Genomic DNA, 17,202 nt, shown 5'->3' with positions numbered 1-17,202 from the left:
CGCGGGCGAGCGGATGGCGCGGCGCGCGGCTAGCTCGTCAGCAGCCCGTAGAGGCCTGTGCCCACGAAATACACTCCGATGCCGCCGGCGATGACCCAGATGGCGATCCGGTTCATCGACGGCGGCTTCCGCCCGCCCCTGTCGGGGTCGAGCTCGCCGGGTGGGAGGTAACTCATCGGCCCGTGCTCATGGCAGCCGAGCTACTTCACCAGAGGAAACAGGATCGTCTCGCGAATGCCGAGGCCGGTCAGGGCCATCAGCAGGCGGTCGATGCCCATGCCCATGCCACCGGTCGGCGGCATGCCGTATTCGAGGGCCCGCAAGAACTCCTCGTCGAGGCGCATGGCCTCGGGGTCGCCGTCGGCGGCGAGGCTCGCCTGCTCGACGAAACGTTCACGCTGGATGACCGGGTCGACGAGCTCGGAGTACCCGGTGGCGAGCTCGAAACCGCGAATGTACAGGTCCCACTTCTCGACGACGCCGGCGATCGAACGGTGGCCGCGCACGAGCGGGCTGGTGTCGATCGGAAAGTCCATCACGAAGGTGGGGCGCACGAGGCCGTCTTTCACGAAGTGCTCCCAGAGCTCTTCGACGTACTTGCCGTGGATCGGGTGGTCGAGTTCGAGGCCCTCGCGGGTCGCCAGCTCCTGCAGCTCGGCGAGCGGCGTAGCGGGCGAGATCTCGCGGTGCACGGCGGCGGAGAGGCTCTCGTACATGCTGATGCGGTCCCAGTCGCCGCCGAGGTCGAACTCGGTGTCGTCGGCCCAGGTCACCACGTGCGACCCGGCGATCGCCATCGCCGCGTTCTGAATCAGCTTCTGCGTGAGGTCGGCGATCGAGTTGTAGTCACCGTACGCCTCATAGGCCTCGAGCATCGCGAACTCGGGCGAGTGCGTCGAGTCGGCGCCCTCGTTGCGAAAGTTGCGGTTGATCTCGTAGACCCGGTCGATGCCGCCGACGACGGCACGCTTGAGGAACAGCTCGGGCGCGATGCGCAAGAACAGTTCGGTGTCGAAGGCGTTGGAGTGCGTCGCGAACGGGCGAGCGGATGCCCCGCCGTGCATGGTCTGCAGCATCGGCGTCTCGATCTCGAGAAACTCGAGGTCGGTGAACGTCTTGCGCAGGCTCGCGACGGTCTGCGAGCGCTGAACGACGGTGCGGCGGGCCTGTTCGCGGTTGATCAGGTCGAGGTAGCGGCTGCGCACGCGGGTCTCTTCGCTCAGCTCGCTGTGCAGGTTCGGCAACGGCAGCAGGGCCTTGGCGGCGATCTGCCAGTCGGTGGCCATGATCGAGAGCTCGCCGCGGCGGCTTGAGATGACCTCGCCCGTCACGAACAGGTGATCGCCGAGGTCGACGAGGTCCTTCCATTCGGCGAGGGAGTCCGCGCCCACGGCGGCAAGGCTCACCATGGCCTGGATGCGAGTGCCGTCGCCGGACTGCAGACTGGCGAAGCAGAGCTTGCCGGTGTTGCGCAGGAAGACCACGCGGCCGGCGACGCCGACGGTGACGCCAGTGACGGCATCCGCTTCGAGGGTGCCGAATTCGGCGCGCACGGCCGGGATCGTGTGGGTCACGGGAACGGAGACCGGGTAGGCGCCACCACCGGGCGTGGCCGCGGCGGCGTTGAGGCGGTCACGCTTGCCGAGGCGCACGGCCTGCTGCTCGCTGACCTCCGAATCGCTCAGGCCGGCGAAGGCCAGGGCGCTGTCGGTCAGCTCGGCGGGGGCGGAGGGGTTCGTGCTCATAACGTTTCTCAGATTTCCTGTGCTGTGGAGCGTGCTTCGGGGCGTGCTTCGGGGCGTGCTGTGGGGTTCAGGTCGAGGGGCACGTTGTCGATGAGGCGGGTGTGGCCCACGAGCGCGGCCACGAGCATGCGGGCCGGGCCGTGGTACTGGGCCTCAACGGGCAGGAACGTCTGCGGGTGCACGACAACGAGATAGTCCAGTTTAACCAGCGGGCGGGCGGCGATGATCGCGCGTGCGGTCTCGATGGCGGCCGCGGCATCCGCGGTTCCCAGTGCTGCGGCGACGGATGCCGCGGCGAGCCCGGCCGACAGGGTCACCGCCGCCTCGACCTCGTCGGCTGCGAGGTAGCGGTTGCGGCTGGAGAGCGCGAGGCCGCTGGGTTCCCGCACGATGGGGGCGACCTCGATCGCGACGCGCACGTTGAGGTCGGCGATCATGCTCTGCACGAGGAAGACCTGCTGGGCGTCTTTCTGGCCGAACATCACCGTGTCGGGCCCGACGATGTTGATGAGCTTCGAGACGACGGTGAGCATGCCGTCGAAGTGTCCGGGGCGTGCGGCGCCCTCGAGCAGCGAGCCGACCGGGCCGGCGACGACGCGGGTTTCGCCGGCCCCGGCCGGGTACATCTCGGTGGCCGTCGGCACGAACACGTAGTCCACGCCGAGATCGGCGAGCAGGGCCATGTCGGCCTCCACGGTGCGCGGGTAGGCGTCGAGGTCTTCGCCGACGCCGAACTGCAGGGGGTTGACGAAGATCGAGACGACGACGATGTCGCCGAGTGCGCGGGCGCGACGCACGAGCGAGAGATGCCCGGCGTGCAGGGCGCCCATGGTCGGGACCAGCACGACGCGGCCGGCGTGACCGTCACCGCGAACACGGGAGCGCGCGGCGGCGCGGGCGCGGTCGAGCGCAGCGCGCAGGTCGGTGATGGAGCCAATCAGTTCTGGCCGGGTGAGCACGGTCATTCGTCCTCCGGGTCGGTGCGGGGCGGTGCGGAATAGTCGAGGGCGGCGACGTCGACGTCGAGCGGTTCAGGGCTGGTGCGCTGCAGGGCGTTTTCGACGGCGGAACGCACGAGCGGGCCGAGCACCGCACCGGGACTCTCGATGCCGATTCCGGCGAGCAACCGTGTCGATTGTTCCACAATCGAGGTGGAAAAGGTGGTCGCGGTCTCGATCGCTTCCGCGTAGGCGGCGCGATCGCGCTCGGCCACGATGAGTGGTTCGCCGCCCATTTCCACCACGAGGGCCTGCCCGATCGGCAGCACCGGCGTCGGCGCGGTCACGGCGAAGTAGCTGTCGGCGAGGCGGGCCAGGTCGAGGCTCGTGCCCGTGAAGGCCATTGCCGGGTGGATGGCGAGCGGAATCGCACCCCCGAGCAGGGCGGGGGCGAGAACATCCGTTCCGAACCGGGCCGAGGTGTGCATGACGAGCTGGCCGGCCTGCCAGGTGTGGGTCGCGGCGAGGCCGGTGACGAGGCTGTCGAGGGCGTCGTCGGGAACGCAGATAATGACGAGTTCGCTGCGCTCGACGATTTCGGGAACGGTCAGAATGGGAACGTTGGGCAGAATCGCCTCGGCGCGGTCGCGGCTGGCCTGCGAGATCGCGGAGATGCCGACGAGGGCGTGGCCGGCGCCGGCCAGGGCCGCGCCGAGGATCGGGCCGACGCGACCCGCGCCGATGATGCCGACGCCGAGGCGTCCGGGGCGAGAGGTCATTCGGCCATTCCTGTCATGGGGGTTGGGCCTGCCGTGGGGGTCGGGCCAGTCGCGGGGGTCGGGCCAGCCGTGGGGGTCGGGCCAGTCGCGGGGGTCGGGCCAGCCGTGGGGATCGGTGCAGCCGGGGCGCTCAGCACCGTGGGCTGGTTCCAGCGGTGGCTGGTGTCCGTCGCGGCGAAGGCGGCCGCGTCCGCGGAGATGCGGGCGAACATCCGCTTGGCTTCGTCAGAGTCGAGCACGCTGAGCTGCGCCGTCACGGGACCCATCACGGTGTGCAGGCGAGCGGATGCGAGGCCGAGGCGCCGCTTGATCGCGCCTTGGTCGATGCCGACGCTCTGCAACCGGGCGAGCGGAACGAGGATCAGGTCGCGGGAGATGACGCCGTGGCGCAGCAGCGCGACTCCCCCGGAGACGGCGTAGCCGGTGCGGCGCCACGAGAACGGGCGCAGAAAGCGGGCACGGCGGGGCGCGTTGGTGAATCCGTCACCCCGGCCGTCGCCGAGCCCGACCGGGCCGCCGTCGGTCAAGGGGCTGCCGTCGGCCACCGCGCTGCGGGCATCCGCGTCGCTGCCGGCGCCAGCCATGCCCTGCTGCACGAGGTGGCGCTGCTCCGGGGTCGAGAACCCGGGCAGCAGCAGTTCGAGCACGCGTTCTACGTCGGTCACGGTGCCGACCGGCAGCATCAGGGTGCTCGCCGCGCCCCCGGCGCCCTGCATCACGGATTGGCCTGCCTTGTTGATCTGCACCTGCCACCAGCCGAAGGGCCGCCAGAGCAGCGGTTGGGACACCCCGATGGCGTGGATGCGCCCGGGCGGCAGGGTCTCGCTGCTGGTCGACAACAGGCCGAACCCGACACGCACGCCGTCGCTCGTGCTCGAGATGCTGTAGCGCAGCGATTTCGTGATGCGGGACCAGTAGTAGCCGACGCTGCCGATGATGCCGGGCAGAATGGCGAACAGCAGCCAGCCGCTGCCGCCGTTGACCACGCCGATGATGAGGGCGACCACGGCCGCCAGCAGAAAGACGGTGAAGCCGCTCAGCACGATCGAGCCGATCAGCCGGCCGACCGGAATGCGCACGACCGACTCCGGCGGCGCGGCGTCGGGGTCGAGTTCGGGCGCCATGAACTCGTGCATGCGAGCGGAGGCGAGGTCGCCGAAGCCGGCGGCGGACCGTGGGTGCGCCGCATCATGAGCGCCCGCGGGGCCGGAGGCCGACTCGTCGGGCGGGGCCGCGGCATCCGTCGCCGCAGCCTGGCGGATGCCCGAGGCGAGTCGCAGGATGTCCCGGCGCAGGTCATCGGCCAGGTCGCCGCGCAGATAGGCGAGCTGAACCGAGCCGTCCTGCCCGCCGACGCTGACCTCGAGCCGGGCGGCGCCGAACAGCCGCGGAATGAACGGCCGCATGAGGTTCACGCCCTGGATGCGGTCGAGGCGGGCCTTGCGGTGACTGCGAAAGAGGATGCCGCTGCGCACCTCGACAGCGTCGGCCCCGACGCGGAACGTGTGCATGCGCCAGGACACGTAGAAGGCCAGCAGGATGATGATGAGCACGGCCGCGATGATCAGCAGCGCCCAACCGACGGCGCCCCGGCGCACGATCTCGTCGAGCGGGTCGCCCTCGAAGTGCGGTTCCCCGAAGAAGAACTCGACGAGGCGTTCGCGCAGGTTCGTGATGACGAAACCGAGGATGGCGACCACGAAGATTCCGCCACGCAACAGCGGGGTGGCCGGGTGCAGCCGGTGCCACTCCCCGTCGGTGAGCGGCGCCTGCGGGCGCAGGCTCGGCGGCGCCGGCTTGGCAGCCACCGCTGCATCCGCCGACGCGGCGTGTGCCGACGCTGCATCCGCCGACGCGGCGTGTGCCGACGCTGCCGGGTCGGTCACAGTCCGGCCCGGCGGCTCTCGGCCAGCTCGACAAGCCGGTCGCGCAGGTTCTCGGCGTCGGCTTCACGCAGTCCCGGGATCGACACGGCGGTCGTCGCGGCGGCGGTCACGAATTTGAGGTCCGCGAGCCCCAGCCAGCGGGCTACCGGCCCGCGGGTGATGTCGACGAGCTGCATGCGGCCATACGGCACGGCCACAAAACGTTGAAAGAGGATGCCACGGCGAAAGAGCAGGTCGTCCGCGCGCAACTGATATCCGATCGAACGCACCCGGCGCGGTTCGAAGATCAGGTTCAGCACCGTAATGAGCAGCATCGCGGCTCCCACCCAGAGCGCCCAGGTCTGGTCGGCCAGCAGCCAGAGCAGTGCAGCGCCGATGCAGACGACGAGCCCGAAGATGATCGTGCCGACGATTTCGACGACAACGTAGCGGGGCGACACTCGTTGCCATTCGCCGTCGAGGTCGAGGCGCGGCGGCCGCGGCTCAGACAGCGGCTGCCCCGAAACCGGCTGCTCCGAAAGCGTCGGCTCGGGCAGCCGAGTCGGCTCGGGAGCCGGTTCGGAGTCGAAGGGCACTTCGTCGTACTGTGCGGCGTCAAATGGTGGATTAGGCACGTTCGCCTCCCGGCTGGCTTTCGTCGTCGTCCGGCGGCAGGGTGCAGAACTTTTCGGCGACCAGGCCCCCCACCAGCAGGATTCCGGCCCCGAACGCTGTTGCGATGGCCAGCCACAATAATGCTACCGCCGGGACGACCGAGCGCGTCAGGATGAACGCCACGATTCCGAGTCCGGCACCGAGCACGAGCGATCCGCTGAGGCTCGACGCCTTGGCGAGCACCGCGACGCGCATCGCCCGAAACGGGTCGACGAGTCGGCGGCCTCGGCCGCGGGTCACCTGCCGGATCGGCCAAGCCAGAATCACCACGACGATGCCCACCACGATCAGCGTGAGCGGAAGCGTCACGGGCGGAACGATGATCGCCCGCCCCGATGCGGCGGCCGCGATCTCGACGAGCAGCCCGAGCACGAAGCCCAGCAGGCCGAGGGCGATCAGCGGTGTCGGCCGGCTGCGCTTCACCGCGTGGCCTCGGCGGCGGTATCCGCGCTCGAATCGAGGCGTGTGTCGGCGTAGCGCACGGCACTGCGCTCGGTCGCGGCCAGCAGGTCTTGTATCGGGCCGCGGCCGGGCAGCACGGCGTCGGGGTCAACGTCGAGCCACGGGGCCAGCACGAAATCACGGGTATGGGCGAGCGGATGCGGCAGCGTGAGTCGGGCATCCGTCTGCACCAGATCGCCGATCACGACGATGTCGATGTCGAGGGTGCGGTCGCCCCAGCGTTCGGCGCGCACCCGGCCGTGCTCGGCTTCAATCGCGTTCACGGCCGCGAGCAGGTCGAGCGGCTCGCCCGCAAAGCTGCCGGCGACGACGCCGTTCAGGTACCGCGGCGCTGCCTCATCGACCCCGTCGAGTTTCAGGGCAGCCGATTCCCAGAGCGGCGAGACGGCGCTCAGTTCGAGGCCATCGACCGCGAAGAGGTCCTGCACCGCTTGGACCAGGGTCGCAGCGCGGTCGCCGAGGTTGCTGCCGAGAGCGAGAATGACCGGACGGGCGTCAGACGCGGCCGCCGGCGCCGTCACGCGCGGCTCCGTTCAATCTGCACCGAGACATCCGTGAAGGGGATCTCGATCGGCGCCTGCGGCTTGTGCACGGTCACCCGCACCCGCTCGGCGGCGGCATGGGCGAGCACGACGGTGGCGATGCGTTCGGCGACCGTTTCGATCAGGTCGACCGGGTTGTGGCGCACGGCGTCGGCGACCTGTACGGCGAGTTCGCCGTAGTGGATGGTCTGGGTCACGTCGTCGCTCGCGGCCGCGCGCAGCAGGTCGAGCCAGACCGTGACGTCGATGACGAAGTCCTGGCCGTTTTCCCGTTCGAAGTCGTAGACGCCGTGGTGGGCGTTGATGCGCAGCCCGGTCAGGGTGATGCAGTCGAGGCTCATGAGACCATTCTGGTCGACCCGAGCCGGTCGAGCACGTTCAGTGCTGTGCGGGTGCCGGGTACGTCGTGCACGCGCACCGCCCAGGCGCCGGCCTGGGCGGAGAGCACGCTGACGACGGCCGTCGCGAGGTCCCGGTCCGTGACCGGGGCGCCGTCGGGCACGACCTCGGCGAGAAACCGCTTGCGGCTGGCGCCGACCATGACCGGCAGGCCGAGGTCGGCGAGGGCATCGAGGTGGGCGAGCACCCGCCAGTTGTGCTCGGGCAGCTTGGCGAAGCCGAGGCCGGGATCGAGCACGATGCGGTCGCGGGCGACACCCGCCGCGGTCAGCACGGCGATGCGCTCGGCAAGGGCGGCGTGCACCTCGGCGACGACGTCGTCGTACAGGGCGAGGGCATCCATCTGCTGGGCGTGGCCGCGCCAGTGCATGGCGACGTAGGTCAGGCCGGTTTCGGCAGCGACGGATGCCATCAGCGGGTCTGCGAGACCACCGGACACGTCGTTGATGATCTCGGCGCCGGCTTCCGCCGCGGCCCGGGCGGTCGAGCCGTTGAGCGTGTCGACGCTGATTCGCAGCCCCTGCCGGGCCAGTTCCGTGATGACGGGCACTACGCGGGACTGTTCTTCGGCGGGCGGCACCCGGGTCGCGCCCGGGCGGGTTGATTCTCCGCCGACGTCGATGAGGTCGGCGCCCTGGGCGGCGAGCAGCAGGCCGTGCTCGATCGCGGCATCCGTCGACGCCCAGCGGCCCCCGTCACTGAAGGAGTCCGGCGTGACGTTCAGCACGCCCATGATCAGGGTGCGGCTCATGATGCCTGATGTCCCGCGGCGATGAGGGCGATGATCTCGGCGCGCTGCACGGGGTCGGAGAGCTCACCGCGGCTGGCCATGGTGACCGTGGAACTGTTGCTCTGCCGCGGGCCCCGGGTACCGACGCAGCCGTGCACCGCGTCGAGCACTACGAGCACGCCGCGCGGGGCGAGGCCGGTGTCGAGTGCGCCGGCGATCTCTTCGGTCAGGCGTTCCTGAAGCTGCGGACGGGCTGCGAGGGCCTCCACGACCGCAGGCAGCCGGCCGAGGCCGACGACCCGGTCGCCCGGAAGGTAGGCGACGTGCGCAATGCCGAGGAAGGGCAGCAGGTGGTGCTCGCAGATCGAGCGGAACGCGATGTCGCGCAACAGCACGAGTTCGCCCGTGGCGGGCCCGACCGGAACCGTGTCGGCGAGCAGCGCGAGGGGGTCCTGGTCGAGGCCGCCGAAGAATTCAGCGTAGGCATCCGCTACCCGCCGCGGAGTTTCCGCGATTCCCTCGCGATCGGGGTCTTCCCCGATGGCGGCGAGAATTTCGAGCACGGCACGGCCCACGCGTTCCCTGTCGACTGCCACCGGTGACCTAGGCGGTCGCGGGGCGGGGGTGGCGTACCGGCGCTCGGGTGGGCTTGGCGGAGTCGCCACTGGAGATGCCGCCGTCGACGGCGGCGCCGTCGATCGGAGCCTTCGGTGCCGGCATTTCGATGGGGGGCACATCGCTGACGGGGCGTTTGTCACTCGAGAGCCACTGCGGGCGCGGCGCGAGCTTCTCGACGTCCGTGAAGATCTCGGCCAGGGCGACCTGGTCGAGGGTTTCGTGTTCGAGCAGCGCGGTGGCGAGCCGGTCGAGCACCTCACGGTTGTTGATGAGCACCTCGTAGGCCTCATCGTGGGCGTCTTCAAGCAGCTGGCGCACCTCGGCGTCGACCCGTTCGGCCAGACGCTCCGAGTAGTCGCGCTGGTGACCCATGTCGCGGCCGAGGAAGACCTCACCCGAACCCTGGCCGAGCTTGAGCGGGCCGACGGCGGCGCTCATACCGAACTCGGTGACCATCTTGCGGGCCGTGGCGGTGGCCTTCTCGATGTCGTTCGAGGCGCCGGTGGTCGGGTCGTGGAAGATGATCTCTTCAGCGACCCGGCCGCCCATCGCGTAGGCAAGCTGGTCGAGCAGCTCGTTGCGGGTGACCGAGTAGCGGTCTTCGAGCGGCATGACCATCGTGTAGCCGAGGGCGCGGCCGCGCGGCAGGATCGTGATCTTGGTGACGGGGTCGGTGTTGCGCATCGCGGTGGCGACGAGGGCGTGGCCGCCCTCGTGGTACGCGGTGATGAGCTTCTCCTTGTCGCGCATGACGCGGGACCGGCGCTGCGGGCCGGCCATCACGCGGTCGACGGCCTCGTCGAGGGCGCGGTTGTCGATGAGCTGGGCGTTGGAGCGGGCAGTCAGCAGCGCGGCCTCATTGAGCACGTTCGCCAGGTCGGCGCCGGTGAAGCCGGGCGTCTTGCGGGCGAGCACCTCGAGATCGACTCCCTGGGCCATCGGCTTGCCCTTGGAGTGCACCTCGAGGATGTGCTTGCGGCCGAGCATGTCGGGCGCGTCGACACCGATCTGGCGGTCGAAGCGGCCCGGGCGCAGCAGCGCGGGATCGAGGATGTCGGGACGGTTGGTCGCCGCAATCAGGATGACGTTCGCCTTGACGTCGAAGCCGTCCATCTCGACGAGCAGCTGGTTGAGGGTCTGCTCACGTTCGTCGTGGCCGCCGCCCATACCTGCGCCGCGGTGACGGCCGACGGCATCGATCTCGTCGATGAAGATGATGGCGGGGGCGTTCTCTTTCGCCTGCTGGAACAGGTCGCGCACCCGGCTGGCACCGACACCGACGAACATCTCGACGAAGTCGGAGCCGGAGATGGCGTAGAAGGGCACGTTCGCCTCGCCGGCCACCGCACGGGCGAGCAGGGTCTTACCGGTGCCGGGAGGGCCGTAAAGCAGCACGCCCTTGGGGATCCGGGCGCCGACGGCCTGGAACTTGGCCGGTTCCTTCAAAAAGTCTTTGATCTCTTCGAGCTCTTCGATGGCCTCGTCGGAGCCGGCGACGTCGGCGAAGGTTACCTGTGGGCTTTCCTTCGAGACGAGCTTCGCCTTCGACTTGCCGAACTGCATGACCTTGTTGCCGCCACCCTGCATGCCCGCGAGCATGAACCAGAAGAAGGCACCGATCAGCAGCAGCGGAAGCAGAAAACCGAGGGCCGAGAGGATCCAGCTCGGCTGGGGCACCTCGTCGGTGTAGCCGTCCCTGGGATCGGCGGCGGTCACGGCCTGGATGATCTCCTCGCCGCGCGGGGCGACGTAGTAGAACTGCACCTCGGTGCCGAGGTCGCCAGTCGCCTTGCTGAGGGTGAGGTCGACGCGCTGGTCGCCGTCGACGATCTTGGCCTCGACGACGTCTCCCGATTCCAGGAGCTCGAGACCCTGCTGGACCGACACCTCGCGAAAACCGGACATGGTGAGCAGGCTCGACCCCACCCAGACCACGATGATGGCCAGAACGAAATAGAGAATGGGGCCGCGAAGAAGCTTCTTGACGTTCATGATCCTCACAGGCTAGCGTGGCGGCACTGGACGATGGCCGTGTGTTCGCCCTCAGGAGAACTCAGGCGTGACTCCAGCACGCGGGGGCGGACATTACTGCGGGGATTACTGCGCGGCGACGGGCGTGTAGACGTGCGGCGCCAGGATGCCGACGGACTTCAGGTTGCGGTACTTCTCGTCGTAGTCGAGACCGTAGCCCACGACGAATTTGTTCGGAATCTCGAACCCCACATACTTCACGTCGATCTCGACGCGTGCGGCTTCGGGCTTGCGCAGCAGGGCGCAGATCTCGACGGATGCCGGGCCTCGCGTGTTCAGGTTGGCCAGCAGCCACGAGAGGGTCAGTCCGGAGTCGATGATGTCTTCGACGATGAGCACGTTGCGGCCCGACAGGTCGGTGTCGAGGTCTTTGAGGATGCGCACGACGCCACTGGACTCGGTGCCCGACCCGTAGGAACTCACGGCCATCCAGTCCATCGTGATGGGGTGGTGCAGCTCGCGGGCGAGGTCGGCCATCACCATCACGGCACCCTTCAGCACCCCGACGAGAAGCAGGTCTTTACCGGCGTAGTCGGCTTCGATGCGGCGGGAGAGCTCGGCCAGGCGGGTGCGAATCTGCTCCTCGCTGATCAGAATCTCGGTGAGGTCTTCAGGAATGTCGCGGGGTTCCATAGGAGCGGAAATGTCCTTCGATCGGTGCGGGTCCAGAACGGGAGAACACGAGGTCTCCGTCCTGCCGTATAACTCTAACGCCTGGGAGGTCGAGGGAACCCTGACCGTGCCAGTCGGTGACGAGCGCCGCGACCCTGAGGGTATGCGAGCGGTCCAGGGAGATTCCGAAGGATTCCCGCACGATCGCGCGGATCATCCGCTGGCGCAGGGCGGCCGGTTGGCGCTGCAGAACGACTGCGGCAACCCGCCGGCCCGGCTCCCCCGAGGCAGGAAGTGCGGCGAGGAGGGCGGGCACGAGGGCGTCGAGGGCGTCGGCGTCTTCGCGCAGCTGCTCGGCGGTGCGCGCGAGGGCCTCGGCGATGCCCGGGCCGAGTTCGCGCTCGAGCATCGGAAGCACGGTCTGCCGGGCGCGCACCCGGGCGTAGCGCGGGTCGCGGTTCTGCGGGTCGTGCCAGGGGGTCAGGCCGACATCGAGACAGAATTGGTGGGTCTGGGCGCGACGGATGCCGAGCAGCGGGCGCAGCCACGGCCCGCTCCGGGCCGCCATGCCGTGCAGGCTGCCCGGCCCCGACCCCCGCGCGAGGCCAAGGAGCACGGTCTCGGCCTGATCGTCGAGGGTATGGCCGAGCACGACTGCGCAGGCCCCGGTCTGTTCGATCGCGCGAGTGAAGGCGTCGTAGCGGGCATCTCGGGCGGCGGACTCCGGGCCGTCTGCGCCGGGCGGCACGTCGATGGCCAACACGAGAACCGGGTCGAGGCCCAGGAAGCGGGCCTGCCCGGCGGCCCGTGCCGCGACAGCAGCTGACCCGGATTGCAGGTTGTGGTCGACGATCACGGCGCCCGCGCGCAGGCCCGCACGGTGGGCCTCGAAGGCCGTCGCGGCGGCGAGGGCGAGCGAATCCGCTCCCCCGCTGAGGCCGACGAGCACCAGCCCGTCGGCCGGAAGCACGGCGCGCACGGCCCTCCGCACGTCGGCGATGGCCGGAGTCAAGCGGGGGCGGCGTTCATACTGCATCCAGTAACGTTATCCGCAGACGTGAAACAAGGGAGAAACACAGCTATGGCCGAATACGACGCAGTGATCGAAATCCCTCGCGGGAGCCGCAACAAGTACGAGGTGGACCACGGCACCGGCCGGGTCTACCTCGACCGGGTGCTCTACACGAGCTTCATGTACCCGACCGACTACGGCTACTTCGAGAACACCCTCGGGCTCGACGGCGACCCCGTCGACGTGCTCGTGTTGCTCGACTACCCGTTGTTCCCGGGGGTGGGCGTGTCCGTTCGCCCCGTCGGCGTGTTCAACATGACCGATGACGGCGGCTCCGACGCGAAGGTCATCGCCGTTCCGGCCGGCGACCCGCGCTGGGCGCACATCCAGGATGTCCTCGACATTCCCGAGTACACCCGCAAGGAGATCGAGCACTTCTTCGAGCACTACAAGGACCTCGAGCCGAACAAGTGGGTCAAGACCGAGGGTTGGGGCGACGCCGCTGAGGCCGAGCAGATCGTCGTCGACGGCATCGCGAAGCTGCTCGCCGAGGGTCACTGACCTCTCTGAGAACTGCACGAAGGCCCCCGCCACACACTGGTGGGGGCCTTTTTCGCGCCCGCACCGCGCATCCGCTGCCATCGGCCGGTTGAGGTGCGGAGAACGCACCTTCACGAGCCCCACAAAGGCGCGAAGTCCGCACCTCACCGCCCGAGCCGTGAGAGGGCGGGTCAGGCGGAGGGGCGCCCGACGTAGGGCGCGACGGCGCCGATCGACCAGATGGAGTGCACGCGCACACGCTGGCTCGGGTTCGGTGCCTCGAGAATCTGGCCGCCGCCGACATAGATGGCGGTGTGGTAATAGTTGCCGGGGCTGCCCCAGAACAGCAGGTCGCCGACCTGCACATTGGCGAAGGAGACGAGCTTGCCCTGGCCGGCCAGGGTGTTGTATTGGTTTGTCGCCGAGTGCGTTCCGATATAAATGCCGGCAGCGGCATATGCCGCCTTGGTGAGGCCGGAACAGTCCCACTCGTCGGGGCCGGCGCCACCGAAACGATAGCGATCGCCGAGCTGTGCGCGGGCAAAGCTCAAGGCCGTCGAGACCGCGCTCGCGCTCGGGGCAGGAACGCTCGTCTCGGGCACGGTCGGTGCCGGAACCGACTCCGCGGGAACGGATGCCTCGGGGGCGGCCGCTTCTCCGGCGCCGGACGATCCACCCGAACCGGAACCCGTGTTACCCGAGCCCGTATTTCCCGAGCCGCTGCTGCCCGAGCCGCTGCTGCCCGAGCCGCTCGGCTCCGTGGGGGCCTGCGGCTGAGCGACCTGGGCGGCGATCTGGGCGGCCGCGGCCTGGGCCGCGGCGAAGGCCCGTGCCGCGGCTGCGGCGTCAAGGCCGGTCTGATAGCTCCGCTCGGCCTCGGCGGTGGTGTCTTTGAGCAGGGCGAGCTGTTCGTACAGCTCCTGCGATTTTCTCTGCTCGGTCTCGAGGGCCGTCTGCGTAATCGCGGCGGCAGCGGATGCCTCATCGAATCGGGCCGCGGATTCCTCGGTCAGGCGCTCCCGTTCGACCGCGGCAGAGGCAGCCTGGTCGGCGAGGGACTCGGCGGTGTTGGCGTCTTGGGATGCTTCCGCGTAGATGCGCTCCGACTGTTCGCTGAGCTTGCTCGCGGTGCCGAGCTGTCCCAGCAGGTCGTCGGCGCCATTGGAGTTCATGAACAGGTTGAGCGAGAGGCTCTGGGCGCCGGTTTTGGCGAGGTGCGCGGCGATGAGGCCGGCACGCAGCTTCGAGGTGTCCGCGGTGGCCTGCGCGGCCTGGGCCTGCGCCGTGAGACTCGTCTCGCGCTCGGCCGCGGCGTCAAGGTCGTCCTGGGTGATGCGGTACGCCTCGGCGGCGATCTGCGAGGCGGTGGCAGCATCCGCTGCCGTCGTCTGCAGGCCGACGAGCAGCTCCGTCAGGTTCTCGATTTCGGCCTGTTTGGTGTCCTCGTTGAGTTTGGCCTGCTCGACGTCGGTCCAGCTCGGGTAGTCCTCGTCCGCGACGGCGGCCGGTACCGTGAGACCGAACGTGGCAACCACGGCGCTCACGGCGACAGCGGAGAACACGGTGACCGGGCGAACCGCATGCCGCACGCGGCGGGCGGGCCGCTGGCGAGGCGGGGTCGCCGCGCTGCCGGTGTGCGTGGAGAGACTATCCAAGGCTGGCACCGCGAGCGGCCATGAACGGCACGGCGTTGCTGCGAACGCCGTTCAGCCAGACCTCGAAGTGCAGGTGGCAGGCCGTGGATGCTCCGGTGGATCCCGAACTGGCGATATTGTCGCCGACACTGACCTGCTGGCCGGCGCGAACGAAGATGCCGCCGTCAACGATGTGGGCATAGCCCGTCGACACACCGTTGCCGTGGTCGATCTTCACGAAGTTGCCGTAGGTGCCGAGGCGACCGGCGTAGGTGACGGTTCCGGCGCTGGCGGCATAGATCGGCGCGTAGCAGCCGGTGCCGAGGTCGGTTCCGTAGTGGTAGCCGCCACTGCAGCTGCCGCCGCCGCAGATCACGGAGCGAGGCCCATATCCGCCGGTGATGCGGCCGCTGGCCGGTACGCCCCAGCCGGAGCCGCTGGTGTAGCCACCACCGAGGCTGGATCCCGGAGCACTGCCGCCTGAGCTGCCACCTGAGGGTCGGGCTGCGGCGGCGGCCGCAGCTGCCGCCCGGGCGGCGGCTGCTGCCGCTTCACGGGCAACGCGCTCCGCTTCGACCCGTTCGGCCTCGATGCGGGCGCGCTCGACGACTCCGGCCTGATAGCCGGCGGATGTTGTGGCCTCCGCGTCCTGCAGAAAAGCGAGCTGTGCGGCGAGTTCGACGCTCTTCGCCTCGGACTCGACGAGGGCTGCTGCGGCCGCATCGGCTGCGGCCTGCGCGGCCTCGAGGGCTCCTTCGGCGGCGATGCGCAGGGTTTCCCGCTCGGCCTGGGCCTCCTTGGCGGAATCCCCCAGGGCCTGGGCGCTGTTCTGGGCGGTCTGTGCTTCCTCGTAGACGCCGGTACTACGTTCGACGAGCTTGCTCATGTTGCCCAGTTTGGAGAGCAGGGCATCGGCACCATCCGTGCCGTCGGTCGAACCGGATGCGGCGGGATCCGACGAGTCTCCGTCGAGGAACAGGTTCACGCTGAGGTCGGTGCCGCCGGTGCGGTAGAGCTGGGCGGCGAGCTGGCCGGCCTGGCGGGTGGCGGCATCCGCTACCGTGGCGCTTGCATCGGCCTGCGCTTGCAGGTCGGTCGCCCGGCGGGTGGCGTCATCATATTTCTCCTGGGCGACCTCGAGCTCGAGGCCACGAGCCTCGGACTCGGCCTGGGTCTGTTCGACCTGCGCCTGCAGGTCAGCGATCAGACCCTGGATCTCGGTGACCTTGCCGGCCGCCGAGCTGGTGCTGGCCTTGGCGCTCTGCAGGTCTTCCCAGGTGGGGTACTCAATGGCCTGGGCGGACGACACCGGGGCGATGAGGGTCGTGAGCAACGCCAGCGTCGCGGCGAGGCCGACGACGGTGAACGCGGTGCGGTTCGCACGGTCGGATGCGGGGGCGCGAAACCGTTGGAGGGCGGTTCGGCCGCGGCCGATCACGAGTGCCGTGCGATTCATTACTCCCCGATCGGGCCTGGGCTTGCGGAAACTGTGGCTACTGCGAAGCGCTTGTCACATCTATCACGCTGTTAACAGCTTTCACAATAACAAACCGGGCGCTGTTCACCCAATGACCCATCGAATCTAACCCGCCACGGGGGTGGAACCCCGCTGATTCGCAGGCGTGGCTGTCAACGGGTGGGACATCTTTTCGACGGATCCGCGTTCAATTTGGGAAAATGGCGAATCACCCCTTATGCTTACTCGTCGGCAGCCATTCAGTTTGTGGCTGCTTCGGCCCCATCGTTTAGTGGCCTAGGACGGCGCCCTTTCACGGCGTTAACACGGGTTCGAATCCCGTTGGGGTCACGCAAGTGATGGGCATCAGCTTCACCTGTACACAGCACGAGAGAAAATAGAATAGTCTTACCAAGTGCCGCAAGGCACCGCATCACCAGCACCAAGTTTGGCCCTGTAGCGCAGTTGGTTAGCGCGCCGCCCTGTCACGGCGGAGGTCGCCGGTTCAAGTCCGGTCAGGGTCGCAAAGGCAAAAGCCCTTTCGAAAGGAAGGGCTTTTCGTCTTAGAGAGCGGTCGCAAGCGAAAGCGTGCACAGCTTTCTGGCCCTGTAGCTCAGTTGGTAGAGCGTTCGACTGAAAATCGAAAGGTCACCGGATCGACGCCGGTCGGGGCCACCACCGCCACTCCCTTGCATCGCCTTCGCGGCTTGCTTGGGGAGTGGCTCTTTTTTTGCCCAATCGAGCAACATCGATGGCGCCGACCTCGTGGGCACGCGGACTGAATTGTCCGCCCCCCCCTGTGTAAACTCGAACCCGTGTCGAGCCTGTTAGGGGATCGGCTAGTACACAGCTCTTATTTTCTTGCCACAATTCCTGAATAATGCTCGAGTTTTGGGGTGGGGTGTGGGAAAATAGAGCTATGACCATTTCACGGGAAATGCCAGATGAGGAGCTGGATAGTCCGGTCCCGCCGCCCGATCGTCCGCCCGACGCGTCGTGGCTAATTGAGAACACACTGACGATTGAATGGCAGGCCGGGGATCCGGGCCTGCTCGATCCGGGCCTGCTCGATCCGGCACTTCTGGATCCGGCACTGTGTGTTCCCGGGCTCTCTGCTGCGGTGTTGACCGATTCGCTGCTGGTCGAGCCCGCGCTGGCCGATGC

18 protein-coding genes and 3 tRNA genes are annotated in these 17,202 nt (G+C 68.6%); 5 read left to right on the top strand and 16 right to left on the bottom strand.

Annotated features, from left to right (window positions below; genetic code table 11):
* Positions 1-29: 29 nt before the first annotated feature.
* From D6T64_RS22945 to tilS, 14 genes are all read right to left on the bottom strand, one after another.
* Positions 30-176, bottom strand: coding sequence for a hypothetical protein (locus tag D6T64_RS22945; RefSeq protein ID WP_199719234.1), 147 nt, complete (start codon positions 174-176; stop codon positions 30-32).
* Positions 177-200: 24 nt separating this feature from the next.
* Positions 201-1,745 carry a lysine--tRNA ligase gene (lysS, locus tag D6T64_RS19355; protein ID WP_119976324.1) on the bottom strand — a complete coding sequence of 515 codons (1,545 nt, stop codon included), beginning with the start codon at positions 1,743-1,745 and terminating at the stop codon, positions 201-203.
* Between the two features lie 8 nt (positions 1,746-1,753).
* Entirely contained in the window at positions 1,754-2,710 is a 957-nt protein-coding gene (gene panC / locus D6T64_RS19350) for a pantoate--beta-alanine ligase (RefSeq protein ID WP_119976323.1), read from the bottom strand.
* Positions 2,707-3,462 (bottom strand): Rossmann-like and DUF2520 domain-containing protein, encoded by a 756-nt coding sequence (locus D6T64_RS19345; protein ID WP_119976322.1) that lies wholly within the window; start codon positions 3,460-3,462, stop codon positions 2,707-2,709. The genes panC and D6T64_RS19345 overlap by 4 nt, the downstream gene beginning before the upstream one ends.
* Entirely contained in the window at positions 3,459-5,348 is a 1,890-nt protein-coding gene (locus D6T64_RS19340) for a PH domain-containing protein (protein ID WP_233551432.1), read from the bottom strand. Before D6T64_RS19340 ends, D6T64_RS19345 begins: the two co-directional genes overlap by 4 nt.
* On the bottom strand, positions 5,345-5,839 hold the full coding sequence (locus D6T64_RS19335; protein WP_119976508.1) for a PH domain-containing protein: 495 nt from the start codon (positions 5,837-5,839) through the stop codon (positions 5,345-5,347). The genes D6T64_RS19340 and D6T64_RS19335 overlap by 4 nt, the downstream gene beginning before the upstream one ends.
* Positions 5,840-5,954: 115 nt before the next feature.
* Positions 5,955-6,425, bottom strand: a complete 471-nt coding sequence (locus tag D6T64_RS19330) for a DUF3180 domain-containing protein (protein WP_119976320.1) — start codon at positions 6,423-6,425, stop codon at positions 5,955-5,957.
* Complete coding sequence (folK, locus tag D6T64_RS19325; RefSeq protein ID WP_119976319.1) at positions 6,422-6,985, bottom strand: 2-amino-4-hydroxy-6-hydroxymethyldihydropteridine diphosphokinase; 564 nt, start codon at positions 6,983-6,985, stop codon at positions 6,422-6,424. The genes D6T64_RS19330 and folK overlap by 4 nt, the downstream gene beginning before the upstream one ends.
* Positions 6,982-7,347 carry a dihydroneopterin aldolase gene (gene folB / locus D6T64_RS19320; RefSeq protein WP_119976318.1) on the bottom strand — a complete coding sequence of 122 codons (366 nt, stop codon included), beginning with the start codon at positions 7,345-7,347 and terminating at the stop codon, positions 6,982-6,984. The genes folK and folB overlap by 4 nt, the downstream gene beginning before the upstream one ends.
* A complete protein-coding gene (folP, locus tag D6T64_RS19315) occupies positions 7,344-8,156 on the bottom strand; it encodes a dihydropteroate synthase (RefSeq protein WP_233551428.1) in 813 nt (270 codons plus the stop codon). The genes folB and folP overlap by 4 nt, the downstream gene beginning before the upstream one ends.
* Positions 8,153-8,731 (bottom strand): GTP cyclohydrolase I, encoded by a 579-nt coding sequence (folE, locus tag D6T64_RS19310; RefSeq protein ID WP_119976317.1) that lies wholly within the window; start codon positions 8,729-8,731, stop codon positions 8,153-8,155. The genes folP and folE overlap by 4 nt, the downstream gene beginning before the upstream one ends.
* 7 nt (positions 8,732-8,738) lie before the next feature.
* A complete protein-coding gene (ftsH, locus tag D6T64_RS19305; RefSeq protein WP_119976316.1) occupies positions 8,739-10,745 on the bottom strand; it encodes an ATP-dependent zinc metalloprotease FtsH in 2,007 nt (668 codons plus the stop codon).
* A 105-nt stretch (positions 10,746-10,850) separates the two neighbouring features.
* Positions 10,851-11,417, bottom strand: a complete 567-nt coding sequence (hpt, locus tag D6T64_RS19300) for a hypoxanthine phosphoribosyltransferase (protein ID WP_119976315.1) — start codon at positions 11,415-11,417, stop codon at positions 10,851-10,853.
* Positions 11,395-12,432, bottom strand: coding sequence for a tRNA lysidine(34) synthetase TilS (tilS, locus tag D6T64_RS19295; protein ID WP_119976314.1), 1,038 nt, complete (start codon positions 12,430-12,432; stop codon positions 11,395-11,397). The genes hpt and tilS overlap by 23 nt, the downstream gene beginning before the upstream one ends.
* A 45-nt stretch (positions 12,433-12,477) precedes the next feature.
* Between tilS and D6T64_RS19290 the strand changes: the two genes are divergently transcribed.
* Entirely contained in the window at positions 12,478-12,969 is a 492-nt protein-coding gene (locus D6T64_RS19290; RefSeq protein ID WP_119976313.1) for an inorganic diphosphatase, read from the top strand.
* 170 nt (positions 12,970-13,139) lie between these two features.
* Here D6T64_RS19290 and D6T64_RS19285 read toward each other — a convergent pair whose 3' ends face one another.
* Positions 13,140-14,603, bottom strand: a complete 1,464-nt coding sequence (locus D6T64_RS19285) for a C40 family peptidase (RefSeq protein ID WP_147364621.1) — start codon at positions 14,601-14,603, stop codon at positions 13,140-13,142.
* A complete protein-coding gene (locus tag D6T64_RS19280; protein WP_119976311.1) occupies positions 14,596-16,038 on the bottom strand; it encodes a M23 family metallopeptidase in 1,443 nt (480 codons plus the stop codon). The genes D6T64_RS19285 and D6T64_RS19280 overlap by 8 nt, the downstream gene beginning before the upstream one ends.
* Before the next feature lie 278 nt (positions 16,039-16,316).
* Between D6T64_RS19280 and D6T64_RS19275 the strand changes: the two genes are divergently transcribed.
* From D6T64_RS19275 to D6T64_RS22335, 4 genes are all read left to right on the top strand, one after another.
* Positions 16,317-16,389: transfer RNA gene (locus D6T64_RS19275), tRNA-Glu, on the top strand.
* 99 nt (positions 16,390-16,488) lie between these two features.
* Positions 16,489-16,562 (top strand) — tRNA-Asp (locus D6T64_RS19270).
* A 78-nt stretch (positions 16,563-16,640) separates the two neighbouring features.
* Positions 16,641-16,716 (top strand) — tRNA-Phe (locus D6T64_RS19265).
* A 241-nt stretch (positions 16,717-16,957) separates the two neighbouring features.
* A partial coding sequence (locus D6T64_RS22335; protein WP_199719233.1) for a hypothetical protein occupies positions 16,958-17,202 on the top strand: 245 nt, incomplete at its 3' end.

It is taken from the genome of Cryobacterium melibiosiphilum (genome assembly GCF_003602235.1).
Taxonomy (GTDB): Bacteria; Actinomycetota; Actinomycetes; order Actinomycetales; family Microbacteriaceae; genus Cryobacterium; species Cryobacterium melibiosiphilum.
This window is presented reverse-complemented; position numbering and strand designations above follow the sequence as displayed.